The sequence below is a fragment of the Amycolatopsis sp. NPDC003865 genome, from assembly GCF_053605345.1.
Genome location: NZ_JBSGJA010000013.1, coordinates 189,471 through 213,202 on the forward strand (window position 1 = coordinate 189,471; position 23,732 = coordinate 213,202).

Annotated in this window: 16 protein-coding genes and 1 riboswitch; of the genes, 3 read left to right on the forward strand and 13 right to left on the reverse strand. The window is 73.0% G+C overall.

Translation table 11 applies throughout. The annotated features are described in order from the left end of the window. Positions 1-34 precede the first annotated feature (34 nt). From ACWEVP_RS29155 to ACWEVP_RS29200, 10 genes are all read right to left on the reverse strand, one after another. Positions 35-736, reverse strand: coding sequence for an RraA family protein (locus ACWEVP_RS29155; RefSeq protein WP_452065762.1), 702 nt, complete (start codon positions 734-736; stop codon positions 35-37). A gap of 9 nt (positions 737-745) precedes the next feature. Then, positions 746-1,069, reverse strand: a complete 324-nt coding sequence (gene cutA / locus ACWEVP_RS29160; RefSeq protein WP_452065763.1) for a divalent-cation tolerance protein CutA — start codon at positions 1,067-1,069, stop codon at positions 746-748. 386 nt (positions 1,070-1,455) lie between these two features. Continuing rightward, the gene (locus ACWEVP_RS29165; RefSeq protein ID WP_452065764.1) at positions 1,456-3,015 is read right to left on the reverse strand and encodes an Hsp70 family protein; all 1,560 of its coding nucleotides are present in this window, start codon (positions 3,013-3,015) and stop codon (positions 1,456-1,458) included. 3 nt (positions 3,016-3,018) lie between these two features. Continuing rightward, a complete protein-coding gene (locus ACWEVP_RS29170) occupies positions 3,019-4,251 on the reverse strand; it encodes a hypothetical protein (RefSeq protein ID WP_452065765.1) in 1,233 nt (410 codons plus the stop codon). Continuing rightward, on the reverse strand, positions 4,248-5,723 hold the full coding sequence (locus ACWEVP_RS29175) for a dynamin family protein (protein WP_452065766.1): 1,476 nt from the start codon (positions 5,721-5,723) through the stop codon (positions 4,248-4,250). Before ACWEVP_RS29175 ends, ACWEVP_RS29170 begins: the two co-directional genes overlap by 4 nt. After that, positions 5,720-7,567, reverse strand: coding sequence for a dynamin family protein (locus ACWEVP_RS29180; protein WP_452065767.1), 1,848 nt, complete (start codon positions 7,565-7,567; stop codon positions 5,720-5,722). Before ACWEVP_RS29180 ends, ACWEVP_RS29175 begins: the two co-directional genes overlap by 4 nt. A 26-nt stretch (positions 7,568-7,593) precedes the next feature. Further along, positions 7,594-8,835 (reverse strand): glycoprotein, encoded by a 1,242-nt coding sequence (locus tag ACWEVP_RS29185; protein ID WP_452065768.1) that lies wholly within the window; start codon positions 8,833-8,835, stop codon positions 7,594-7,596. Positions 8,836-8,965: 130 nt separating this feature from the next. Next, positions 8,966-11,530, reverse strand: a complete 2,565-nt coding sequence (locus tag ACWEVP_RS29190) for an AAA family ATPase (RefSeq protein WP_452065769.1) — start codon at positions 11,528-11,530, stop codon at positions 8,966-8,968. A 200-nt stretch (positions 11,531-11,730) separates the two neighbouring features. Next, complete coding sequence (locus ACWEVP_RS29195; RefSeq protein WP_452065770.1) at positions 11,731-12,336, reverse strand: hypothetical protein; 606 nt, start codon at positions 12,334-12,336, stop codon at positions 11,731-11,733. 4 nt (positions 12,337-12,340) lie between these two features. Then, positions 12,341-12,769: an LppU/SCO3897 family protein gene (locus ACWEVP_RS29200; protein WP_452065771.1), complete on the reverse strand. Its 429-nt coding sequence runs from the start codon at positions 12,767-12,769 to the stop codon at positions 12,341-12,343. Positions 12,770-12,898: 129 nt separating this feature from the next. Here ACWEVP_RS29200 and ACWEVP_RS29205 point away from each other — a divergent pair, with 129 nt between their 5' ends. Next, entirely contained in the window at positions 12,899-14,299 is a 1,401-nt protein-coding gene (locus tag ACWEVP_RS29205) for a hypothetical protein (RefSeq protein ID WP_452065772.1), read from the forward strand. 5 nt (positions 14,300-14,304) lie between these two features. Here ACWEVP_RS29205 and ACWEVP_RS29210 read toward each other — a convergent pair whose 3' ends face one another. Then, positions 14,305-16,188, reverse strand: coding sequence for a hypothetical protein (locus ACWEVP_RS29210; RefSeq protein ID WP_452065773.1), 1,884 nt, complete (start codon positions 16,186-16,188; stop codon positions 14,305-14,307). Between the two features lie 199 nt (positions 16,189-16,387). Here ACWEVP_RS29210 and ACWEVP_RS29215 point away from each other — a divergent pair, with 199 nt between their 5' ends. Beyond that, entirely contained in the window at positions 16,388-17,545 is a 1,158-nt protein-coding gene (locus tag ACWEVP_RS29215; RefSeq protein WP_452065774.1) for an FAD-dependent monooxygenase, read from the forward strand. Here the strand turns inward: ACWEVP_RS29215 and metH are convergent. Beyond that, entirely contained in the window at positions 17,527-21,150 is a 3,624-nt protein-coding gene (gene metH, locus ACWEVP_RS29220; protein ID WP_452065775.1) for a methionine synthase, read from the reverse strand. The two genes, ACWEVP_RS29215 and metH, sit on opposite strands and share 19 nt — an antisense overlap. A gap of 14 nt (positions 21,151-21,164) precedes the next feature. Then, a riboswitch (S-adenosyl-L-homocysteine riboswitch) is annotated at positions 21,165-21,243 on the reverse strand. A gap of 207 nt (positions 21,244-21,450) precedes the next feature. Between metH and ACWEVP_RS29225 the strand changes: the two genes are divergently transcribed. Continuing rightward, complete coding sequence (locus ACWEVP_RS29225; RefSeq protein ID WP_452065776.1) at positions 21,451-22,305, forward strand: TIGR03619 family F420-dependent LLM class oxidoreductase; 855 nt, start codon at positions 21,451-21,453, stop codon at positions 22,303-22,305. Positions 22,306-22,313: 8 nt separating this feature from the next. Here the strand turns inward: ACWEVP_RS29225 and ACWEVP_RS29230 are convergent, their stop codons facing one another. Further along, positions 22,314-23,501, reverse strand: a complete 1,188-nt coding sequence (locus ACWEVP_RS29230; protein ID WP_452065777.1) for a GNAT family N-acetyltransferase — start codon at positions 23,499-23,501, stop codon at positions 22,314-22,316. Positions 23,502-23,732: the final 231 nt, after the last annotated feature.

A 23,732-nucleotide genomic window follows, 5' to 3' on the forward strand; every position in this document is an offset into this window, starting at 1 on the left:
GATACCCCCTCCGGGCGAAGATCACACTTCCGGGTCACTCCTCGATCGCACCGCCGACGGCCCGCAGGTGCGCGCGGAAGGTCAACGCCGGATCCGCTTCGCGCGCGGCGAGGAAGTCGGCGAAGCGGACCTGCTGCCGCAGCGGCTCGCCGGCCCGGATCCGGTCGGCTTGCCGGCGTTCGGTGTCGCGGATGCCTTCGGCGAGGTCGAAGAGCTCGCTCGCGCGGTCCAGCGGGAGGAAGACGACGCCGTCGTCGTCGCCGGCCACCAGGTCCCGCGGCCCGATGCGCCACGTCCCGACGATCGCTTCGTCGAGGCCGCCGTCGACGCGCGGGCCGAGGCTGAGCGGGCCGGTGGGGATCGACCCGAGGCTGAACACCGGCAGCCCGATCGCGCGGACGTCGGCGGTGTCGCGGTGCAGTCCCCAGATGACGACCCCGGCCAGCCCGGCCGCGCGCGCTTCGAGGACGACGAGGTCGCCGACGCAGCTCTCGTCGAGGCGGCCGCCGTTGTCGACCACCAGGACACCACCGGGGGTGGCGTGCTCGAAGGCTTCCAGGAAGACGTCGACGCTGCCGACGTGGCGGGCGGGGACCGCGGGCCCGAGCAGGCGGGTGCCGGGCACCACCGCGCGCGTCGGCGCCGGGGCGCAGCGCACCGGGAGCCCGGCGCGGATGCAGGCGTCGGCGAGGTGGGCGGTGGTGAGGGTCTCGAAACGCGCGAGAAGGTCTTCCATGCCCCGAATCTAGCCAGCGGTTTCGGTGGTGAGCCAGGACAGGTACGCCGCGCTGCCGCCGACGATCGGCGTGGCCACGACCTCGGGAAGGTCGTAGCCGTGCAGCTGCCCGATGCGCTCGGTGAGCGCGGGCACCCGGCCGGCGGTCGTTTTGATCTCGACCCGCCACTCCCGGTCGGTGCGCACCTCGCCGTCCCAGCGGTAGACGCTGGTGACGGGGCCGACGATCTGCGCGCAGGCACCCAGCCGTTCTTCGACCACCTTCGCGGCCAGCTCGCGGGCCGCGGTCTCGGAGTCGGTCGTGGACGTCACGATCACGTGCTCTGCCGCCATGCCCGCGAGGCTACCGGCGGCCCACGGCGAGCGCGCCGGGCCGCCGGTGTCGGCGAGGCCGGGCCCATCGTCGCTCGCCTGCCGGCCGCCGTCCCCCCGGCCGCGAACCCGGGCGGGCGGCCGGACCGGCCCCCGAACCGCACTCACCGCCGGCCCGGCCCCCTCCTCGGCGGCCGGGCTCGATCCCGGCGACCCGCATCGGCAAGCGACAACCGCCGACGGCCCCACCGGCCCGAACCCACTCCGCGGCCACCACCCCCAACCCCAGCGGCCCGCACCAGCACCCGACAACCGCCGACGACCCCACCGACCCGAACCCACTCCGCGGCCACCACCCCCAACCCCAGCGGCCCGCACCAGCACCCGGCAACCGCCGACCCCGGGCCTCACGTCGTCGGCGTCGTGGTCGTGGTCGGCGGCGTCGTGGTCGTCGTCGGTGTGGTCGTGCGCGTCGGCGTCGACGTCCGCGGGGGTGTCTTCTTCCTCGTCGTCGGCGGCGGGTTCGTGTGCGGGGCCGCCGCCGTCGCGTGCGTCGTCTCCGGTGTCTCCGGGGACGGCAATGTCACCAGCGTCGGCGTCTCGGTCGCCGAACTCGATGCCGGCGGGGTGTTTCCCGATCCCCGTCCGCTCGAGCTGCTCACCGCCACCGCCACGCCGCCGATCGCCACCACCGCCACCGCGCACAGGCCCACGACCACCCCCCGGCGCGAGGCCCGGCGGCCCGGGCTCGCTCCGGGCTTCGCCCGCCCCAGCGCCGGCGGCGGTGCGCCCGCGCCGAAGCCCGCGGTGGCGAGCTCGCGCGTCTCGGTGCGGGGCGCCGGCACCCGCGGGACCGGGAGCGGGGGTGGCGGCACCGGCTGCGCGCGCGTCGCCTGGACCAGTCCCGACCGGCCCGACGCCAGCGCCGCCGCGCCGAGGGCGACGCCGTACTTCGGGTGGATGTCCACCGCCGTCGGGCGGCCCAGCTCCGCCGACACCAGCTGGGACACCAGCGGGATCCGGGACGAGCCGCCGACCAGCAGGACCGCGCCGAGGTCGGCCGGGCGGAGGTTCGCCGACCGCAGCGCCCGGTGCAGCGAACCGATCGTCGCCGTGATCGACGGGCGGATCATCTCCTCGAACTCGCCGCGGGTCAGCCGGACCTCCGTCTGCACCGACGGCAGCAGCACCGGGACCGCCGCCTCCGTGTCGGCCGACAGCGCCTCCTTCGCCAGCACGCACTCCTGGCGCAACCGCACGACCGCCGCCACCGCGCCCGGGTCGTCCGGGTCGATCTGCGACAGCTTCCCGTCCAGCGCCCGGTCGACGTGCCCGAACACGGCCTCGTCGAAGTCGACGCCGCCGAGCCCCTCGATGCCCTCCGGCGAACCGAGGATCTCGAACCCGGTGCCGCGCTTGCGGAGCACCGTCGCGTCGAACGTCCCGCCGCCGAGGTCGTACACCGCGACGACCGCGCCGTCGTCCAGGCGTTCCTGCGCCGCGTAGTGCGCCGCCGCCGCTTCCGGCTCGGTGATCAGGCCGACCTGGTCGATCCCGGTCAGCCGCGGCACCTGCTCGAACAGCTCCCGCTTGTACGGCCCCCAGTTCGCCGGGTGCGTCAGCGTGATGCGGTCGGGCCGCCCGCCCTGCTGCCCGGCGACCGTCCGCACGACGTACCCGAGCAGGTGCGCCATCAGCGACGCGACCGAGTGCGGCGCCCCGCCGAGCAGCACCGGCGTCGGGTCGCCGAGGCGCCGCTTGAACTCCCGCGCGACGCGGTCCGGCTCGACCGCCGCGCGCCGGCTCGCCGCGTCGCCGACCAGCACGCCCCCGTCGGCCCGCAGCAGCACCACCGACGGGATGGCCGCCGTGCGGTCGCCGAGCGACACCATTTCGACGTGGCCGGCGCGGTCGACGGCGGCGGCCGTGAAGGTCGTGCCGAGGTCGATGCCCAGTCCGTAGCCCATTTGTCAGCCTCCGCCGTGCGTGTGCTCGAAAGTCGGGTGATCGCCGGGAACCGGCTCGGGTTCCTCGAGGTGGTCTTCGTGCTCCGGCGGGCCGGGCGGCTCGAGCGGAGGCGGGTCGTGCGGCTCCGGCGGCGGGTCGTCCGGCGGGTGGCCCGCGGCCGGCGGGTGGTCCGGCTCCGGCTCGGGGTCCGGCCGGTGCTCGTCGTGCCGCGGCGGCTCGAACGGGTGCTCCTCCGCCGCGGGGTGCGGCCGGCTGCCCGTCACCTCGCCGGCGTCGTGGCGCGCCGGCTCGGGTTCGGTGGCGAAACTGTGCTTCACCACCGGGTGCTCGGCCAGCGAGTTCGAGGCCGCGAGCGCCGTCGTCTCGACCGCGGCCGGCGGCGGGGCCGGTGCGTCCACTGTGGACGGCTGACGGCTGAACGTCACGACCGGCGGCGCGGGCGTCCCGGGCAGCGACGGCGCCGGGGCGGTGACCTGCGCGGTCACCGTGGCGCCGCGGCCCTTGTCCGCGATCACCTCGGTCTGGTGGATGGTGGGCCCGGCCGGCTCGCCGAACGGGTCGTCGGCGTTCGCCTGCTCGTCCACGGTGATCCCGACCTCGATCCCGGGTGGCCCGGTCTCGGCTTCGTCGAGGACGACCGTCTCCTCCTGGAACACCTCGATGTCGCCGTGCCCCGGCGCGTCGGGCGTGAGCTCGTAGGTCAGCGAACCCTGGTGCTCCACGGTGATCGTGCCGTCGGGGTTCTCGTGGACCACGATGTCGGCGTCCTGGACGATGTCGATGTCCGTGTCGCCGGGGGTCCCGTCCCCGGGGACGACGAGGTGCTGGTGGTCGGTGTACACCTCGTCATGGCCGTGGGTGTGCACGACGAACCGCTCGGTCGCGTCGATGATGAAGTTGCCGAACTCGTCTTCGCGGACCTCGATCTGCTCGAACTCCTCGACGGTGGGCAGTTCCTCCAGCGGCAGTCCGTCGGTGGTCTCCGGGTGCCAGACCGTCCCCGTTCGCGCTTCCACGTGGCCGTCCTCGCCCCGGGTGACGGTGCTGGTCTCGACCTCGGGCACGTACTCGTGGGCGGGGACGTCGTGCGCGGTCTCGGCGGCCGGTTCCGGCTGCGGCGGCGGCGCCGACGCGGCGGGTGACCCGGGCGTGAGCGCGTTCCCGACGACTTCCGACGCGACGGCGCCCGCGACGGCCGAGGCCGCCCGCTTGATCTTCTTCGGCACGTCGTTCACGACAAGACCTCCGCCCGGGCTTCACTGAGCAGGATTCCCTCGCAGGTGCGCACCAGGACGCGGGCCGCGTCCCGGACGTCGCGCGGGGACGCGGGGTGCTCGGCGCGCCGCTGCCACCTCAGCAGCTGCGCGCCGAGCGCCTGCCGGACCGCGGCGCGGCCCGCGTCCGCCGGCAGGCCCAGCCGGCTCGGCACGTCCACCCCCGCCGCGCCGAGCAGCCGTTCCGCGTCGCGGGCCTCGTCGGTGGTGAACAGCACGACGCCGAGCCGGATCGAGTCGATCAGCTGGATCTCGGCGAACTCGTGCGCGCCGGCGACGATCCGCTCCCACTCGTGCAGCAGCCCGCCGGTGCGGTCCGGGTAGGCCCGCAGCACCAGTTCCGCCGCCTGCAGCGCCGACCGCGCCTTGAGGACGTCGGCGCGCGCGGCGAACTGGGACGTCAGCAGCGACCGCAGCCGGTGCAGGCCGCTGCGGGCCAGCAGTTCGCCCGACAGCGCCCGCGCGCCGGTCACGTGGCCGCCGCCGGTCAGCTCGATCCCGAGGCGGACGCCGAAGAGCCCGTAGCGGGCCAGCAGCTCGGCGCGCGCGGCCGCGGGAACGTCCACTTCGGACTCCGCGCGGGCGAACCGGTCGGCCGAGGTGAGCAGCCGCGCCACCTCGGCTCCAGGAGCTTCGGCCAGCACCCGGAAGGCGCGGTACTCCGACTCCTTCAGCGACGCGGCGGAGCTGGCCAGCAGGCCGGCCACCGGGACGACGGTCTGGCAGAGCCCCCGCACCCGCGGGTCGCGGGCGTAGCGGCCGGCGATCTTCTCCGCGGAGTCGAGGGCGTCGGCGCGGGCGTGCCCGACCTCGTCGGCCTTGGACAGCACGCCGATCGTGTTCACCGGGCGGCGCTGCGCCGGGTCGTCGTGGAAGGCGTCGAGGAACCGGACGTCGTCGCCGTGGACGTGCCGCATCAGGTACACGACGGCGTCCGCGGTGCCGACGCCGTCGCCCTCGGGCACCAGCGCCGCCTCGGTGCGCCCGGAGACCGCGGACCGCGCCGAGCCGAGACCGGGCGTGTCGATCAGCGTCATCGCGCGCAGGGCCGGCGACGGCCAGTCGACGACGAGCCGGTCGACGTCCTCGGGCGCCATGCCGAGCTCGAGGCCGAGCGTCCCGGACAGGCGGCCGAACGGCAGCTGGCGCGGCATCCCGCGGACCGGGTGCAGCATGATCCGGTAGGTGGGGCCGTTGCGGTACCAGGTGACGACGCGGGTGCACTCCCCCGCGTCCGTCGCCGCGAGCTCCTGGCCGACCAGGGCGTTGAGCAGCGTGGACTTGCCCGCCTTGACGCGGCCGGCGATGGCCACGCGCAGCGGCTCGGCGAGCCGGCCGGCGATCTGCCGCAGCTGCGGCTCGGCCGGCGTGCCGGCGTACCCGGCGCACGCGCGGGCGACGAACCCGCGGACCTGGACGTAGAGCGGGGTCATCGCGTCACCGCCGGGACGGGCTGGGACTGGGGCGCGCTGCGCAGGGTGAGCTCGTCGGCGCGGCGGCCGAGCACTTCGAGGGCTTCGATGTCGGCTTCGAGGCGCTTGAGCTCGGCCGCCTCGGCGTCGTCGTCGACGACGGCTTTCTTGGCGTTCGCGAGTGCTTCGGTGAGGGACCGCTGGAGTTCTTCGACGCGGGCGCTGTAGGCGTCGCGGAGTTCTCTTTGGACGGTCCGCATGGCGTCGCGGGAGTCCTTGCCGACCTGGAGGTTGAACTCGTCGACGAACCGGCGCACGGCGGTCTTCGCCAGGCCGCGGCGTTTTTCCAGCTGCCGTTTGCGTTCGTCGGCGAACCCGGAGCGGCCCATGAGCAGGCCGGCCGCGACCCCGAACGGCGTCGGGATGGCCAGCGCGGCCATCTTCGTGAGCATGGAGAACATGAGGAAGCCGCTGTAGGCCTTCTGGAACGCGGCCATCCCGGTGGCGCCGCGGGTTTTGGCGCTGGTGAACGACGAGTCGATGGCGATCTCCTCGACGACTTCGACCGGCGCCCGGACCTCACGCGGCAGCACGGCCTGGGACTCGGCGAGCTCGAAGTGCTCGGCGACGCGGGAGGCCAGGCCGCGGGCGTCCTTGACGAAGGTCGCGTAGTTTTCGAGGGTCTCGTTCGCGAGGCGCTGGCGCAGCCACTTCTCGAACTCGTCCCAGTTCTTCGCGGGGTCGCCGTCCTCGATGGCCTCTTCGGCCTCGTGCAGCACGCCGCGGGAGCGGGCGCGCAGGTCGTAGTCCACATCGGACGAGATGTCGGCGAAGCCGTCGAAGAGCAGCTGCTGCCACTTCGCGGACTGGCTGCGCAGCGCGTCGACGCGGTCGTTGACCCGGCCGAGTTCCGCCACGAGCGCGGCGGACTGCTCGGGGTGCGCGAGCGCGGTCCGGCGGGCGCGCAGGGAGGCGTGCAGCTGCCCGACCGCGGACCCGACGTGCAGGCCGACGGCGTTGAGCGCGGACCGCTCGGCGTCCCCGACGACGCCCTGCAGGCGCTTGACCAGCTGCGGGAACCCGGATTCGACGTTCATCTCCTGGTCGGCCGAGCGGGCGGCGACGGTGCGCAGCTCGGAGGAGACGGCGATGGTGTCGATGGTGATCCCGCACGCTTCGAGGTGGCCGGCGTTGAGCTCGAGGATGCGCCGCCAGTGCGGGTAGAGGTCGATCTTGGTGAGGACGAAGAAGACGGTCGGGCAGAGTTCCTTGACGGTCCGGAGGAACCGCAGCTCGGCGCCGGTGAGTTCCTGCGAGGCGTCGGAGAGGAACAGGACGGCGTGCGCGCGCGGCAGCGAGCTGACGGTGACGGCGTTGTGCAGCGAGCCGAGCCCGCCGACGCCGGGGGTGTCGACCAGCGCCAGCCCGCCGGAGAGCAGCTGGCGGCTGATCGACGCGGTGACCGACTTGAGCTTGCGCACGTTGCCGGGGTTCCCGGCTTCGCTCACGTGGGCGGGCAGGTCGTCGAGGGAGATCCGCTCGGTCCACGGCGGCGACGACGGGTCGGCCGGTTCGTAGGTCGCCAGAGCCCCGGACTCCGGCGCGTAGCGGACGACGGTCGGCACCGCGGTCGCGATGTCGTCGTCGACCGGGCAGATCTTCGCGGTCAGCAGGGCGTTGATGAGCGAGCTCTTGCCCTGCTTGAACTCCCCGACGACGTAGACGGTGATGTCCGGTTCGGACAGCAGGCGCCGGGCGTCGGTGAGGCGCTGGACGAGGTCGTCCCGCCCGTAGGCCTTCGCTCCCTTGACGGCGAGGTCGAGGGTGTCGAGGGCGATGCGCCCCCCGCCGCTCGGCTCCTGCATGACCGTTCCCCTTTGCTTACGCCGGCTCAGTAGTGCTCGACGTCGTGGTGGTGGTCGGCGTGGTGGTCGTGGTGGTGCTCGCCGCCGTGGTGGTGCTCGTGCTCGTGGTGCTCGGTGGACGCCTGCTCGTTGAACTGGTCGCCGCCGTGGCCGTGGTGGCCGTGGGCCTGCTCGTTCTGGAAGATGTTGCCGTGACCGCCCGTGGCGGCCTGCTCGTTGAACTGGTTGCCGCCGTGGCCTTGGCCCTGTTCGTTCTGGAAGATGTTGCCGTGGCCACCCGTGGCGGCCTGCTCGTTGAACTGGTTGCCGCCGTGGCCTTGGCCCTGTTCGTTCTGGAAGATGTTGCCGTGGCCACCCGTGCTCGCCTGCTCGTTGAACTGGTTCCCGCCGTGGCCACCCGAGCCCTGCTCGTTCTGGAAGATGCTGCCGTGGCCACCCGTGCTCGCCTGCTCGTTGAACTGGTTCCCACCGTGGCCACCCGAGCCCTGCTCGTTCTGGAAAATGCTGCCCGAGCCCCCGGTCGAAGCCTGCTCGTTGAACTGGTTGCCCCCGTGACCACCCGAGCCCTGCTCGTTCTGGAAGATGTCGCCACCACGGCCACCCGTGGAGGCCTGCTCGTTGAACTGGTTCCCACCGTGCCCGCCGGAACCCTGCTGGTTCTGGAAGATGTCGCCACCACGGCCACCCGTGGAGGCCTGCTCGTTGAACTGGTTCCCACCGTGGCCACCCGAGCCCTGCTCGTTCTGGAAGATGTCTCCCACGCCGCCGCCGGTTGACGCCTGCTCGTTGAACTGGTTGCCGCCGTAGCCGCCGGCCCCCTGCTCGTTCTGGAACACGTCACCGTGGTGGCCGGCCGAGGCCTGTTCGTTGAACTGGTTGCCGCCGCGGCCGGAGCCTTGCTCGTTCTGGAAGATGTCCCCACCACGGCCACCGGTCGAGGCCTGCTCGTTGAACTGGTTCCCACCGTGCCCACCCGAGCCCTGCTCGTTCTGGAAGATGTCCCCACCACGACCACCGGTCGAAGCCTGCTCGTTGAACTGGTTCCCACCGTGCCCACCGGAACCCTGCTCGTTCTGGAAGATGTCCCCACCACGACCACCGGTCGAAGCCTGCTCGTTGAACTGATTCCCCCCGGAACCACCGGAACCCTGCTCGTTCTGGAAAATGTTCCCCGAACCCCCGGTCGAGGCCTGCTCGTTGAACTGATTCCCGCCAGAACCACCGGAACCCTGCTCGTTCTGGAAAACGTCGCCCGATGAAGTCGTCATCCTGTGCACTCCTGACATTCGGATCGGTGAAGCCCGTGCCCCTCCGTTGTCATCCAGTCTTGGGCCCGCAGCCGCCCGGGTCATGAGTAGCGCCCTACTCGGGTTCCGCCCGGCGCCGGCCGGGATCTACCTATGGACCGTCGCCGGGACTACTCCCCGACTCCGGCGGACCCACCACCGAAGCCAGCTCGCGGCGCCCGGAGATACCCAATTTCGCGTAGACCCCGTGCAGCACGTTGTCGACCGTCCGCACCGACACGACCAGCCGGTCCGCCACCGCGCGGCTCGTCAGGCCCGTCGCCACCAGGCGGGCGATCTCCAGCTCCCGGACCGTCAAGTCGAGCGGCGTGTCCAAAAGGGACAAGGCGGGCGTCGCGGCGTCCTCACAGGACGACAGCCACGCCCGCGCGCGCTGGGCCGAGGTAGCCGCGCTGCCGTTCTTGCCCTCCGCGCGGTACGCCCGCGCCGCCTGGGCCGACGCCTCCGCCGCCAGCAGGCGCGCGCCGGTGTCCGCGAAGGACGCCGCGACCGCGTCCAGGGCCGTTGCGTCCGAGAGAGCCGCCGCGTGCGCCGAGTACAGCGCCGCCATGCCGCCCGCCGGCGGGATCTCCCCCGGGTCGGCGCCGAACCGCAGCAGGTCGTGGCGGATTTCCGCCGCGACCGCGAGCCTGCCCTCCGACGAAGCGGCGGACGCGGCCGAGGCGGCCAGCTCCGCGGCCCGTGACAGCTCGCCCCGCGCCGCGGCCACCCACGCGCCGTCCCAGTCGCACAGCGGCTCCGCGATCCGGCCGCTCATCGCCGTCGCCCGGACGAGCGCCGCGGCGACCGCCGGGCGGAACTCGTGCGGCTGGTCGTGCGCGTCCGCCGCCAGGGCTTCGCGCAGCCAGCGGATCGCGCCGCGGACGTTGCCGTACGCCAGCGCGACCGTCCCGAGCGACGCCGCCGCGCCCGCCACCGCCGGGCCCCACCGGTCCCGGACCGCGTCGCGGTAGTCGTCGCCCGCCAGGTCCTCGGCCTCCTCGAGCCGGCCGGCCCGGCACAGCGCCGCGATTCGCGCGTGCTCCAGCCGGACCCGGGCCCCGGGCGCGAAGGCGTCCGAGATCCGCGACGCGATCTCCAGCCCCTCGTCGACCGCCCCCAGGCACGCTTCCGTCCGCCCGGTCGTCGACAGCGCCCCGGCCGCGACGACGAGCGCCGCGAGCCGCAGCGCGTCGCCGCGCCGGTTGCGGTCCAGCACCGGCCCGAGCAGCTCCAAAGCCGCGCGTGCCGCGCCGGAAGCGGCCAGGAGCGCCGCCCGGGCGGTCACGAGGTCGTCCTGGGTCCCGGACACCGCCGTCTCCGCGGTGTCCACCACCGCCGAAGCCTCCTCGAACCGGTTCAGGCCGAACGCCAGGTTGCGGGCGCGCGTGGCCGCGACGCGGGCGTGCTGCGCGTCGGACACCGTTTCCCCCGCCAGCTCGGCGAGCAGCGCGTCCGCGTCGGTGTGGCGGCCGCCGGCGATCCGGACCTGGGCGAGCAGGAACTTCGCGCCGAACCCGCCGCCCATCCGGACGGCTTCGGCCGCCAGCTGCTCGGCCTGCGGGAAGTCCTTGCGCAGCAACGTCTCCGCCGCGGCGCGGACCAGCTGGGGGTCGGTCGGCAGCCCGGCGGCCAGCCGCCACCGCACCAGCCGCGGCTTGTCCTCGGCGCGCCGCGCGCCGGTGAGGTCCAGGGTCTGGGCGAGGATCCGGTAGGTGTCGCGCTGGCGCAGCGGCGACGTCCGGCGGCGGATCACCTCGGCGTAGAGCGGGTGCGCCAGCCGGACGTTCAGCCGCCGCCCGGTCCGTTCGGACACGACCAGCCCGGCTTGCTCGGTCGAGGCGAGGACACGCGCGGCCCCGAGCCGCACCAGCGGTTCGCTGCCCAGCGGCTCCCCGAAGGCGAGCAGCTCCAGCAGCCGCCGCTCGTCGGCGTCGACCCGGTCGGTGCGGGTTTCGATCAGCTCGACCAGCCGCGGGGTCGCCGTGAGCGCCCCGCTCCACCGCCACACGCCGTCCTCGGCCGACAGCGAATCGCTGTCGAGCCCGCCCTGCACGAGTTCGCGCAGGAACAGCGGGTTGCCCAGCGTCAGGCCCCACAGCCGGTGCTCCGCGCCGTCGTCGAGCCGTCCACCGAGGACCGCGGTGATCAGCTCGGTGGTCTGCGGGCGGGTCAGCTCGCCGACGTCGAGCCGTTCGGCGACGCGGTCCTTCCACATCGCGAACACCGGGTCCGGCACGCTGACGCCGTGCGGCGCGATGACGATCACGAACGCCGACGCCGTTGCCGCCAGCTGGTGCACCAGGGTCGCGGACAGGTCGTCGAGCAGGTGCGCGTCGTCGACGCACAGCACCAGCCGCCGGCCTTCCGCGCCACGGGTGAGGTGACCGGCGACCTGGTTGAGCCGGTGCGCGCGGTCCCCCGAGCCGTCCGCGCTGCCGGGCAGGAGGTGGGCGAACGCGCCGAACGGGATCGTCGACGCCGAAGACATCGCCCGCACCCAGTGCGTGCGCGCGCCGCCGCCGGCCAGTTCGGCCAGCAGCACCTTCGCCAGGCGGGTCTTGCCCGCACCGGCGCGGCCGGTCAGCAGCAGCCCGCACACCTCGGGATCGGCCAATGCCCGGCGCGCGAACGCCAGTTCCTGTTCGCGGCCGACCAGCGGCCAGTCGTTCGCCACACCCACTGCCTCCCCAACCCCTCACGGGTTTTCCGCGCCCGCGCACACTCGTTCCTCGGATAATGAGCACTCGCGGCCCGGCCAAGTACTGATTCCACGCGGCGATTTGGCATAAATCGATGAACGGTGCCGCAAATGCGACACAACGGACAGTCGATCTCGTATTACGTGAGCATTTCCCGAATGCCCGGTGAATACCGTTATCCCTGCTTTCCCGGTGATTCTTTTTCCTGTGCGACCATCATTCCTATGACGCGCGGCAGCACCACCGCGTTCCAGCCGGCCATGGCGGTGACGAGTTCCGGTTCCGGCCCGCCGGTCCACACGCGCACCTGGCCGGCGCGCAGGTCCGTGCCCAGCACGCCGGCCCACGGCACCTTCGGCGCGAACCACCCCCACCGGCGCAGTCCGCCGGCGTCCGCGTCGATCCGCCGGTACCGGCCCCCGCCGAACCGGGCGGTGGCGCCCGAGGTGATCGCGTCGACCGCGGCCCGCGCGATCCGCGGGCACGCCGCCGACTCGACCAGCTCGACCAGCCGCCGCCACGTTTCGCGCGCGTCTTCGAGCTCGTGGCTGCCGAAGGCGTCGAACACGAACCGGCTCCGCACCGCGCCGTGGGCCAGGCCCAGCGCGTAGGAGGCCTGGCGCGGCCGGGCCGCCGCGTCGTAGGCGACCCGGTCCACCTCGGCCAGCCGGAAGACCCGGTCACCGATCACGATCACGTCGCCCGCCGCGGCGAGCGTCCGCCCGCCGCTCGAGACCAGGATCTCGCCGGAGCCGGTGAACGAGAACTTCCCGGCGGCCATCGGGCTACTTGCCGGTCTTGGCCAGGCAGAGCACGACGCCGGTCTCGCCCTCCTTGCCCTGCCAGAACACCTGGTCGGCGTCCGGGTACGGGGTGCACGCGCTGATCTGCGCCTCGATCTGCGTCTTGTCCTCGACCCGCGCGACGACCTTGAGCGTCGCCTCGGGCGTCCCGCAGTCGACGATCTTCACGTAGTTTTCGCCGCTTTCGGTGACGCAGTTGCCGACCTGCGCGTTCTCGCCGTTGGACCGGGTGGCCACCCAGACCAGCGCCAGGACCGCGGCGACCAGGATCAGGAACACGGTGAGCACGATCTTCTGCCGCCGCTTCGACTTCTTCGGCGCGGCGGGCGGCTGCGCCGGGCCGGGCACCCCCGCCTGCGGCGGCACGGGTCCGGTCGGTTCCGGGAACTGGGGTCCTCCCGCGTAGGTCATGACGTTCCTCCCTCGATGTCCAGCTGTCCCCTTCTAGGCGTTCCACCCGTGTTCCACGGTGTTCCACCCGGTGTTCGGGCGTTCCCGCCAAGATGGGACCGCCCCGTTTCCCGACGTGAGGACCCGAGGATGACCCGACTGCCCGCCTTGGCCGTCTCAGCGCTGACCACCGCCGCGCTCCTGACCGGCGGGACCGCCGACGCCGCGAGCCCGCCGTTCACCGCGTCGGTCTTCCGCGCCACGCACAACAGCTACTCGGGCGACGTCGACGGCGCGAAGAACTCGATCGCCTACCAGCTCGACCACGGCGTGCGGTTCATCGAGTACGACATCCACGACAACGGCTACGCCACGAACCACGACTACGGGGTCGGCCACGACTCGCCCGGCAACGCCGTGGACCACAGCGGCGGCAACCCGGCGTCGAACAACCTGCGCGACTGGCTGTCGGTGGTGAACACCTGGTCCGCGGCCCACCCCTCGGCCGCGCCGATCGTCGTCATGCTCGACCTCAAGGACGACCTGACCGACAACGCGAACTTCGCGGCGGGCAACCTGACCGCCGTCAACCAGGAGCTGGAGTCGGTGTTCGGCAGCCGGCTGCTGCGGGCGCAGGACTACCCGGCCGGCTCGCCGACCGTGGACGCGCTGCGCGGGCGCGTGCTGCCGCTGCTCTCGGGCGACGGCGGCAGCCGCGGCGAGTACAAGCGGGACGTCGGCTACCACCCGGCGGTCGCGCTCAACGGCCGCGGCCAGATCGTCGAGGTGCACGACTCCGGCGGCGGGGCGCTCTGGTACTGGACCGGGACCTACGGCGCCGACGGCCGCGTCACCTGGCTGCGGCACGGCAAGTACGACAGCGGCCAGACGCCCGCCGTCGCGCTCAACGACGACGGCGACCTCGTCGAGGTCCACCAGTCGCAGAGCGCGACGACGCTCTGGTACCACGTCGGCAAGCTCGGCAGCGACGGGGAGATCACCTGGCAGGCCAGCCACCAGTACGACAACGGCGTCCAGCCGACGGTCGCCTTCACCGACGCGACGCACCTGCGGGAGATCCACCAGAGCCAGAGCAGCAGCCAGAACTGGACCTGGACCGGCACCCTCGCCGCCGCGACGGTGACCTGGACCGGCAACGCCAAGACGTCGGACGCGCGGTACGCCAAGGACACCGCGACCAACGGCACCCGGCGGGTGAAGGTGTGGACGGGCGCCGACGGCCCGACGCCGTCGAACACCCTGCGCGCGGACACCGTGAGCGTCACCGGCGAGCGGATCCGCTACCGGCAGGTCGCGTTCGACGAGTTCCAGCAGGGCGACAGCGCGGAACTGCAGCAGGGCGCGCTGTTCTACGGGGCGCCCGCGACGGAGTCGGCGTTCATCACCTCGGCCCGCCAGTCGGGCAAGCTGGTCCGCGGCTGGGACTTCGACTCCGCGGGCGACGCGACGACGCCACTGGCGAACTACCCGGCGACCAACCACCCGTACGACGCCTGGTACCAGACGTTGCTGACCGGCGCCGTCGAGTAAGCGGGTCAGCCCGGGTCGTAGCTGCAGCGGGTGCCGGTACGGACGCCGTCGCGCAGGACGTCGCCGATCACCGCGTCCGCCGCGGCGATCCGGGTCAGCGCGCGGCGGATCGCCTTGCCCACCGCGATCCGCGCCTTCTCCTCCGCGCCGGCGAACTCGCGGACGCGGCCCGCCAGCCCCGCGGCCGCCGACAGCTCGCCCAGCAGCCAGTCGCGCTCGGTGCGGATCTGCTCCGCGCGGCCGGTGTCGTGGTTGGCCTCGTGTTCGTCGAGCTCGGCCTCCAGGTTCGCGAGCCAGCGCCGGTAGTGCCCGGTCGCCTCCTGGTCGAGCACCGGCTGCGCCGACGTCGCCTCGGCCACCACCCCGTGCGCCAGCTCGACCGCGGTCAGCTCGTGGCCCGGGTTGTCCAGCAGTGTCGCGAGGTAGCCCATGCCGACGCTGTGCTCGACCAGCGCGGACCGCCCGTCCAGGGCGAACAGCCAGTGGCTGCCCTGGCGACGGCACGTGACGCGCCGGTGCACGCCGCGGGAGGCGAAGTCCGGCAGCACCATCCCGAGCTGCTCGGCCTCCCGCGTCGCCGCCGCCAGCTCACGGGCGGCTTCGGCCGAGGCCGGTCCCAGCGCCTGGGCGAGCCGGGCGCGGGACAACGCCGCGGCCGGCCAGTGCGCCAGCGCGAGGTTGTCGCGCACCGCCGCCCGGAAGTGCTCGGCGGCGCGCCCGGTCTCGCCCGCGGTCAGCATCGCGACACCCAGCGCGTGCTGCACCGAGCCGAAGCAGGCGACGCCGAGACTGGCCGTCATCGGCAGCCGCGCGAAGGGCGTGAGCAGCGCGTACGCGGCGAGCGCCGATTCGACGTCGGAAAGCAGGTGAGCGGACTCGACGATCCCGTACATCGAGACGAGCCAGCTGCTCGACCGCGGCAGCAGCGCCAGGTCCCGGCCGCGCAGCCGGGCCAGTGCCCCGGCGGCCTCGCGCTCGTCCCCCGCGGCCGCGGCGGCGACGGCCAGCCCGGCGATCAGCGCGTTGTCGACCGCGCTGAGCGTCGGTGAGTGCACCGTCTCCCGCAGCACCGGCAGCAGCTCGGCGACGCGGCCCTGGTACCAGCGCACGGCCCCGACCTGCGCGGTGTACCAGCCGATCGCGTCGGCGTCGCCGGCCTGCTCGCCCCGCAGCGCGCAGGCCGCCGCGCGGTTTTCGGCTTCGTCGAACCGGCCGGCGCGGATGCTGAGCATGACGTCGATGGCGTCGAGCACGAACCCGACCGCGAGGTGGTCGCGTTCGGCCAGCAGGCCGCGCAGGTCGGCCAGGCCGCGCTGGGCGTGCGGGTCGGCGTCGAGGAAGAGGTCGACCGTGCGCCAGAGCATGCCCATCAGCAGGTCGCTGCGGCGATCGGTGCGGAAGCCTTCGGTGATCAGCTCCTGGGCGAGCGCCCGGCGCTGGCCGCCGTGGTCGGGCCCGAGCAGGCAGTGGTGGGCCAGGCTCGCGGCCTCGGCCCAGGCGACCGGGTCGCCCGCGCGCTTGGCTTCTTCGAGCACCGCGAGGATCTCGTTGCTCTCCCCCGCCACGTAGTCGGCTTCGCCCGCGAGGCGGGCCTTGAGCCGCAGGGCCAGCGACGACCCCGGGGCGACGGCGGTCCGCGCACCGCGCAGCCGCGCCTGCAGCAACGCGGCCGCGGGCGCGCTCCGGTGTTCGTGCACCCACAGCCCGGCCAGCCCCAGTGCGGCACGGGCCATCCCCGCCCCGTCGCACGCGGCCTCCGCGGCCCGGTACGCCCGGTCGAACCACTCCCGGCCGGCCCGCAGGTCGCCGTCGGCCTCGAGCGCGCGCTCCCCGTTGCGCAGCAGCTCGCCGAGCGCGGTGGCCGCCGGTCGCGTTTCGCTGTCCAGCATCGCCGCCCCCTCTCCCCCGGGAAATGGTGCCCGCGCGACCGGCCGGGGTCAACGTGCGAAAACCGCCGGGAAAGCCCGGGCCGGAGCCGGGAATTTTCCGCCGTCACGGTCCGCGCGCGGTCCATTCGCGACAGTCGCTGACGGCCGCCGTCAGCGCTTCGCCAGGGGTCGGTCAGCCGCCCCGGCGATGCTCCGCGGCATGAAAAAGCCGACCGTCCTGATCTCCGGCGCGAGCGTCGCCGGCCCCGCCCTCGCCCTCTGGCTGGCCCGCTACGGCTGCGAAGTCACCGTCGTCGAACGCGCTCCTTCGGTGCGGCCCGGCGGCCAGTCCGTCGACTTCAAGGGCGCCACCCACCGAACCGTCCTGGAGCGCATGGGCCTGCTCGACGACGTCCTCGCCCGGCAGACCGGCGGCACCGACCAGACCATCGTCGACGCCGAGGGCCGGGCCCGAGCGGTGATCCCCGGCGAGTTCACCGGCGGCGACATCGAGATCCGCCGCGGCGACCTCGCCGACCTGCTGTACGAGCGCACCGCCGCGGACTGCGAGTACCTCTTCGGCGACACCGTCACGGCGCTGACCGAGACGCCCGACGGCGTCGACGTCACCTTCGCCCACGCCGCGCCGCGCCGGTTCGACCTCGTCGTCGGCGCCGACGGCATTCACTCGAACGTCCGGCGGCTGGCCTTCGGCCCGGAACGCGACTACGTCCGCTTCCTCGGCCACTACTACGCCCTCGCCGAGCTGGGCGAGCAGATCGGCGGCGGCGAGGCCGTGATGTACAACGAGCCGGGCCGGATGGCCGCGGTCGGCGGGCCGAAGGCGTCGGCGTTCTTCGTCTTCGCCTCCCCCGAGCTGGACTACGACCGCGGCGACACCGACCGCCAGCGGCAACTGGTGACCGAGGCCTACCGCGGCGCCGGCTGGCGGGTGCCCGAACTGGTCGCGAAGCTCGCGGGCGCCCGTGAGTTCTACCTGGACTCGCTCGCCCGCGTCACGATCGACCACTACTCGCGCGGCCGGGTCGTCCTGCTCGGCGACGCCGCCTACGGCAACACCCTCGGCGGCTTCGGCACCGGCCTGGCGTTCGTCGGCGCCTACGTGCTCGCCGGCGAGCTGCTGGCCGCGGATGGCGACCACCGCGTCGCCTTCGCCCGGTACGAAGAACAGCTCCGGCCCTATGCCAAGGTGTCGCAGCGCGGCAGCGCGGGCCCGTTCCTCGCGCCGCCGTCACCGCTGCGGATCAAGCTGCGGGACTGGACGTTCAAGTCCCGCTTCCTGCTCGGCCTGATGCTCAAGGCGACCGACAGGTTCGCCACCGGCATCGAGCTGAAGGACTACGCCCCGGGCTCGTAGGCCAGGTTCGGCCGCAGCCACTGCTCGACCTCGGTCACCTCGACGCCCTTGCGGCGCGCGTAGTCCTCGATCTGGTCGCGGCCGAGCCGCCCGACGGTGAAGTACCGCGAGTCCGGGTGCGCGAAGATCAGCCCGGACACGCTCGCCGCCGGCGTCATCGCGAACGACTCGGTCAGGTCCATCCCCAGCCGGTCCGCTTCGAGCAGCTCGAACAGTTCCCGCTTCTGGCTGTGGTCGGGGCTGGCCGGGTAGCCCAGCGCCGGGCGGATGCCGCGGAAGCGCTCCGCGTGCAGGTCGGCCAGCACCGGCTCGGCGTCCGGCTCGAACCAGTCGCGGCGGGCCCGCAGGTGGATGTGCTCGGCGAAGGCCTCGGCGAGCCGGTCGGCCAGCGCCTTGACCATGATCGCGCGGTAGTCGTCCTGCTGGGCCTCGTACTTCGCGGCGAGGGTCTCCGCGCCGTGGATCGCGACGGCGAAGCCGCCGAGGTGATCGCCTTCCGGGGCGATGTAGTCGGCGAGGCAGCGGTTCGCGCGGTCCTCCGGCTTCGACGTCTGCTGGCGCAGCATCGGGAACCCGACATGCGAGAACTCGCCGTCGAGCAGGATGTCGTCGCCTTCGCTGTGCGCCGGCCAGAACGCGTACGCGCCCTTCGCGGTGAAGCTGCCGGTGGCGATGATCTGGTCGAGCAGCTTGTTGGCGTCGTCGAACAGCTCGCGGGCGACCGGCTGCTCGAGGATCGCCGGGTACTTGCCCTTGAGCTGCCAGGCCAGGAACAGGAACTGCCAGTCGATCATTTCGCGCAGCTCGGCGATCGCCGGCTCGACGACGCGGGTGCCGGTGAACAGCGGCGCCGGCAGGTCGGCGAAGACCACCTGCTCGCGGTTGAGCCGCGCCTGCTCGAGGGTGAGCATCGGCCGGCGCTGTTTGCTCGCGTGCTGCTCGCGCAGCACCTCCTGGTCGGCGCGGTTCTTCTCGACGAGCGCGATCGAGCGGTCCGGGTCGAGCAGGTCGGACACCACGCCGACGACGCGGGAGGCGTCGAGCACGTGCACCGTCGCGTTGTCGTAGGCGGGCGCGATCTTGACCGCGGTGTGCTGGCGGGACGTCGTCGCGCCGCCGATCAGCAGCGGCAGCTTCAGCCCGCGCCGCTGCATCTCGGTGGCGACCGCGACCATCTCGTCCAGCGACGGCGTGATCAGCCCGGACAGCCCGACGGCGTCGGCGCCTTCGGTGACCGCGGTGTCGAGGATCTTGCCGGCCGGCACCATCACGCCGAGGTCGATCACCTCGTAGTTGTTGCAGCCGAGCACGACCCCGACGATGTTCTTGCCGATGTCGTGGACGTCGCCCTTCACCGTGGCGAGCACGATCTTGCCCTGGCCGCCGTTCGACGCGAGCCGGCCCTCCTGGCGCGCCTTCTCCTTCTCCGCCTCCATGAACGGCTCGAGGTAGGCGACCGACCGCTTCATCACGCGGGCGCTCTTGACCACCTGCGGCAGGAACATCTTGCCGGAGCCGAACAGGTCGCCGACGATCTTCATGCCGTCCATCAGCGGGCCCTCGATGACGTCGAGGGGCCGTGCCAGCTGCTGCCGGGCCTCTTCGGTGTCGTCCTCGATGTAGTCGACGATCCCGTGCACGAGCGCGTGCGACAGCCGCTCCTCGACCGTGCCTTCGCGCCAGGAGAGGTCCACGACGCGCTTGGTGCCGCTGCCCTTGACGTTCTCGGCGAAGCTCACCAGCCGGTCGGTGGCGTCCTCGCGGCGGTCGAAGAGCACGTCCTCGACCAGCTCGAGCAGCTCCTTCGGGATGTCTTCGTAGACGGCGAGCTGGCCCGCGTTGACGATGCCCATGTCCAGGCCGACCTGCATGGCGTGGAACAGGAACGCCGAGTGCATCGCCTCGCGGACGACGTCGTTGCCGCGGAAGGAGAACGACAGGTTCGAGATACCGCCGGAGATGTGCACACCGGGACAGCGTTCCTTGATCCGCGGCAGTGCGTCGATGAACGCCTTCGCGTAGCCGTTGTGCTCGGCGATGCCGGTGGCGACGGCCAGCACGTTCGGGTCGAAGATGATGTCCTCGCCCGCGAAGCCCGCTTCTTTCGTCAGCAGGTCGTACGCGCGGCCGCAGATCTCGACCTTGCGGTCGGCGGTGTCGGCCTGGCCCTGTTCGTCGAAGGCCATCACGACGACGCCGGCACCGTAGTTGCGGATCGTGCGGGCCTGGGCGAGGAACGGCTCCTCGCCCTCCTTGAGGCTGATCGAGTTGACCACGCCCTTGCCCTGCAGGCAGCGCAGGCCGGCTTCGAGCACGCTCCACTTGGAGCTGTCGACCATCACCGGGATCCGGGCGACCTCGGGCTCGGTGGCGATGAGGTTGAGGAAGGTCGTCATCGCCTCCTCGGAGTCGAGCAGGTCGGCGTCCATGTTGACGTCGAGCAGGTTGGCGCCGCCGCGGACCTGCTCCAGCGCCACGTCGACGGCCGCCTGGTGGTCGCCGGACTCGATGAGCCGGCGGAACCGCTTCGAGCCGGTGACGTTGGTGCGCTCGCCGATCATCACGAACCCGGTGTCGGCGCCGATGCCGAACGGCTCGAGCCCGCTGAACCGGGTGTGCGTGCGCGGCGCGGGCACCTCGCGCGGCGTGACGTCCTTCGCCGCCGCGGCGATCTTCGCGATGTGCTCCGGGGTCGTGCCGCAGCAGCCGCCGACCAGGTTGACCAGGCCGTCGCGGGCGAACCCGCCGATCAGCCCGGCGGTCTCCTCCGGCGTCTGGTCGTACCCGCCGAACGCGTTCGGCAGGCCGGCGTTCGGGTGGCAGGCGACGTAGGCGTCGGCGATCCGGGCGAGCTCCTCGACGTGCGGGCGCATCTCCTCCGCACCCAGCGAGCAGTTCACGCCCACGACCAGTGGTTTCGCGTGCTCGATCGAGCTCCAGAACGCCTCGACGGTCTGACCCGAGAGCGTCCGGCCGCTCAGGTCGACGATGGTGACCGAGATCCACAGCGGCAGGTCCGGCGCGACTTCGCGGGCCGCGGCGATCGCGGCCTTGCAGTTGAGCGTGTCGAAGATCGTCTCGATCAGCAGCAGGTCGACGCCACCCTCGGCGAGCCCGGCGATCTGCTCCGCGTAAGCGGCCTTGACCTGCTCGAACGTCACGGCGCGGTAGGCCGGGTCGTCGACCTTGGGCGACAGGCTGAGCGTGACGTTCAGCGGGCCGATGGACCCGGCGACGAACTTGCCGCCCGCCTCGTCGGCGGCCTGGCGGGCCAGCCGCGCGCCGCGGACGTTCATCTCGTGGACGTACGCCTGCAGCCCGTAGTCGGCCTGGCCGATGCTGGTCGCGGTGAAGGTGTTCGTCGTGGTGATGTCCGCGCCGGCCGCGAGGTACTGGCGGTGGACGTCGAGGATGACGTCCGGGCGGGTGAGGTTCAGCAGGTCGGGGTCGCCGGTGACGTCGTGGGTGTGCTCGCCGAAGCGGTCGCCGCGGTAGTCGGCCGGGGTGAGCCCGGCGCCCTGCAGCATGGTGCCCCAGGCACCGTCGAGGACCGCCACGCGGGTGCTCAACAGCTCACGCAGCCGGCTGGTGGGATCTTGACTCATCGGCGCCCTCCCTCGTCCGGGAGGCGCCCTTGGTCCGGTGGAACGGGCCGAGCGTGGCGGACCCCGTGGTCCGTTGCAGCGCCTCTCGGCCCGCGGACCAGGATAGTGGAACCGGCACCCGGCTGGCCATCCCGCCCCGGCCGGGCGTCCACGATCTGGGACACCGGCCACGACCGTCCACAGTGGAGCACTGCGTTCACGCTGCACCTCCGCCCACCGATCCTCCTCGCGACGGCGGCGGCGCTCACCTCATCGACTGCCCTCCTTGAAAACTGAAACACGTTCTAATAAGCTCCTCGCGTGGACTACGGAATCGTGCTGTTCACCAGCGACCGGGGCATCACCCCGGCGGCCGCGGCGCGCGCCGCGGAGGCCGCGGGGTTCGCCACCTTCTACGTGCCCGAGCACACGCACATCCCCGTTAAACGCGAGTCGCCGCACCCGCGCACCGGCGACGCGTCCCTGCCGGACGACCGCTACAGCCGCACCCTCGACCCCTGGGTCGCGCTGGCGACGGCGGCCGCGGTGACGTCGCGGATCCGGCTGTCCACCGCGGTGGCCCTGCCGGTGGAGAGCGACCCGATCACCCTCGCCAAGACGATCGCGAGCCTCGACCACCTCTCGGGTGGGCGCGTCACGCTGGGGACGGGCTTCGGCTGGAACGTCGACGAGCTGACCGACCACGGCGTGCCGGGCAACCGCCGCCGCACGGCCCTGCGCGAGTACCTCGAAGCGATGAGTGCACTGTGGACGGAGGAGGAGGCCTCCTACGCCGGGGAGTTCGTCTCGTTCGGGCCGAGCTGGGCGTGGCCGAAGCCGGTCCAGGCGCACATCCCGGTGTTGCTGGGCGCGGGCCCGACGGAGAAGACGTTCCGCTGGATCGCCCGCCACGCGGACGGCTGGATCACCACCCCCGCCGACTCCGATCTGGACGGGCACGTGGCTCTGCTGAAGGAGATCTGGGCCGCCGAAGGACGGACGGGCGCGCCGCGGATCTGCGCGCTCGGCGAACGCCCGGACCCGGACCGGTTGGCCCACCTGGATTCCCTCGGCGTCACCGAGACGATCTTCGGCCTGCCGGACCGGTCGCCGGACGAGGTCGAAGCGTGGATCGGGCGGCTGGCGGGCAAGCTCGGGCTCGCCGTCACCCTCTGAGGACCGCCTCAGAACCAGTGCAGGCAGTGCGGAGCGCGCGCGGCGCGGAACAGCGCGTCGGCGAGCGCGGCCGCGTCCGGGTGGTGGGCCCGGACGTGCCCGGCCCGCACCAGCGTGCTCGGCGCGACCCCGCCGAGGTACAGCGACCCCAGGTCGCTCACGTCCAGGGACAGGTCCGGCTCCCGGTCGGTCGCGGCGCAGTCGCCCTTGCCGTCCCGGACCGTGAGCAGATAACGCCCGTGCTCGCCCCGGAACGGGTCCTCGACGTTCAGCACGAGGTCGCCGTCGGACAGCCAGCCGCGCGCGGTCAAGGCCCGCGGGACGTCCAGCAGCCGCACCCACAGCCAGTCCGTCTCGCCGCTCACCTCGGCCGCCCGGGGGTCCGCGAGCTGCCAGCGCAGGGGGTGGTCCGGCGAGCACTGCCGGAAGACGACGTGGGTGGCCAGGTCGTGGTGCAGCAGGAACCGGGTCAGCTCGGCGGCGACCGCGTCGTCCGCCGCGATCGTCTCGTCGACCGTCAGCGTCCCCGAGTCGAGCAGGTAGCTCGCGTACCCGTCGGCGACACCGCCGGCGTCCCGGTGAACGGCGAGGTAGCGCGGCGCCGAGGAGATCGGCGGCTGTCCCGCGCCGGCGGCCCACCAGCGGTGCGGCCGGGACAGCGCCCCCGGCCGGGCGCGGCGGTAGCGGTCGTAGACGTCTTCCAGGAGGTCGCCGCATTCCGCGCGCCGCAGCACCTCGATCGAACCGGGGAGCGGGACGGCGGTGCGCCGCGGAGCGGCCCGGTGCCGCTGCACCGTCAGCCGGTGCGTGGTGGTCGCCGGGCCGTAGCCGAACCGGCGGTAGATGCCGGCCTCACTGGCCAGCAGCACCGAGAGGACCTCGCCGCGGCTCCGCGCGTCCGCGAGCTGGTGGCGCATCATCGCGGTGAGGGCGCCCCGGCGCCGGTGCGAGGGCAGGACGCCGACGGCGGTCACCCCGCCGGCCGGGACGACGACCTCCCCGGGCAACGTCAGCTCGAAGGAGTACGCGGCCGCGGTGCCGACGGGCCGCCCTTCCGGCGTCACGGCCAGCAGAGCGCGGTCCATTTCCAGCGCAAACCAGACCCGGTCGCCTTCGGCCGGGAAGCGCCCGAAGGCGGCGAAGAGCGTGTCGACGAAGGCAGCTCGGTCCTGCTCGGTCGTGGGACGGATCTCCATGGGGGCACCGTCTCGCGGCGAAGCGGTGCCGGGCAAGCGAATTGCGGCGGGGCCCTTTGCGTCCCTGAGCACTGCGTCCCTGAGCACGCCGGCGGTACCCATCGGCGTGCCGTGATTCCTCCGCAACCCCGAAGCCCCATGGTGACTACGGCCGTGTTCTGGCTTCGGATCGGGGTTGCGGGAGGGCCTGGGTTTCGATGGTGCACGGGTTTCGACTGGCCCTCACCTAGG

What these genes read in the sequence shown, in the direction of transcription:
- ACWEVP_RS29155 (WP_452065762.1), bottom strand. Translation starts at nt 736, where the DNA reads ATGGAAGACCTTCTCGCGCGTTTCGAGACCCTCACCACCGCCCACCTC.
- ACWEVP_RS29230 (WP_452065777.1), bottom strand. Translation starts at nt 23,501, where the DNA reads ATGGAGATCCGTCCCACGACCGAGCAGGACCGAGCTGCCTTCGTCGAC.
- ACWEVP_RS29195 (WP_452065770.1), bottom strand. Translation starts at nt 12,336, where the DNA reads ATGGCCGCCGGGAAGTTCTCGTTCACCGGCTCCGGCGAGATCCTGGTC.
- ACWEVP_RS29205 (WP_452065772.1), top strand. Translation starts at nt 12,899, where the DNA reads ATGACCCGACTGCCCGCCTTGGCCGTCTCAGCGCTGACCACCGCCGCG.
- ACWEVP_RS29175 (WP_452065766.1), bottom strand. Translation starts at nt 5,723, where the DNA reads ATGACCCCGCTCTACGTCCAGGTCCGCGGGTTCGTCGCCCGCGCGTGC.
- ACWEVP_RS29215 (WP_452065774.1), top strand. Translation starts at nt 16,388, where the DNA reads ATGAAAAAGCCGACCGTCCTGATCTCCGGCGCGAGCGTCGCCGGCCCC.
- ACWEVP_RS29185 (WP_452065768.1), bottom strand. Translation starts at nt 8,835, where the DNA reads ATGACGACTTCATCGGGCGACGTTTTCCAGAACGAGCAGGGTTCCGGT.
- ACWEVP_RS29210 (WP_452065773.1), bottom strand. Translation starts at nt 16,188, where the DNA reads ATGCTGGACAGCGAAACGCGACCGGCGGCCACCGCGCTCGGCGAGCTG.
- metH (WP_452065775.1), bottom strand. Translation starts at nt 21,150, where the DNA reads ATGAGTCAAGATCCCACCAGCCGGCTGCGTGAGCTGTTGAGCACCCGC.
- cutA (WP_452065763.1), bottom strand. Translation starts at nt 1,069, where the DNA reads ATGGCGGCAGAGCACGTGATCGTGACGTCCACGACCGACTCCGAGACC.
- ACWEVP_RS29165 (WP_452065764.1), bottom strand. Translation starts at nt 3,015, where the DNA reads ATGGGCTACGGACTGGGCATCGACCTCGGCACGACCTTCACGGCCGCC.
- ACWEVP_RS29180 (WP_452065767.1), bottom strand. Translation starts at nt 7,567, where the DNA reads ATGCAGGAGCCGAGCGGCGGGGGGCGCATCGCCCTCGACACCCTCGAC.
- ACWEVP_RS29200 (WP_452065771.1), bottom strand. Translation starts at nt 12,769, where the DNA reads ATGACCTACGCGGGAGGACCCCAGTTCCCGGAACCGACCGGACCCGTG.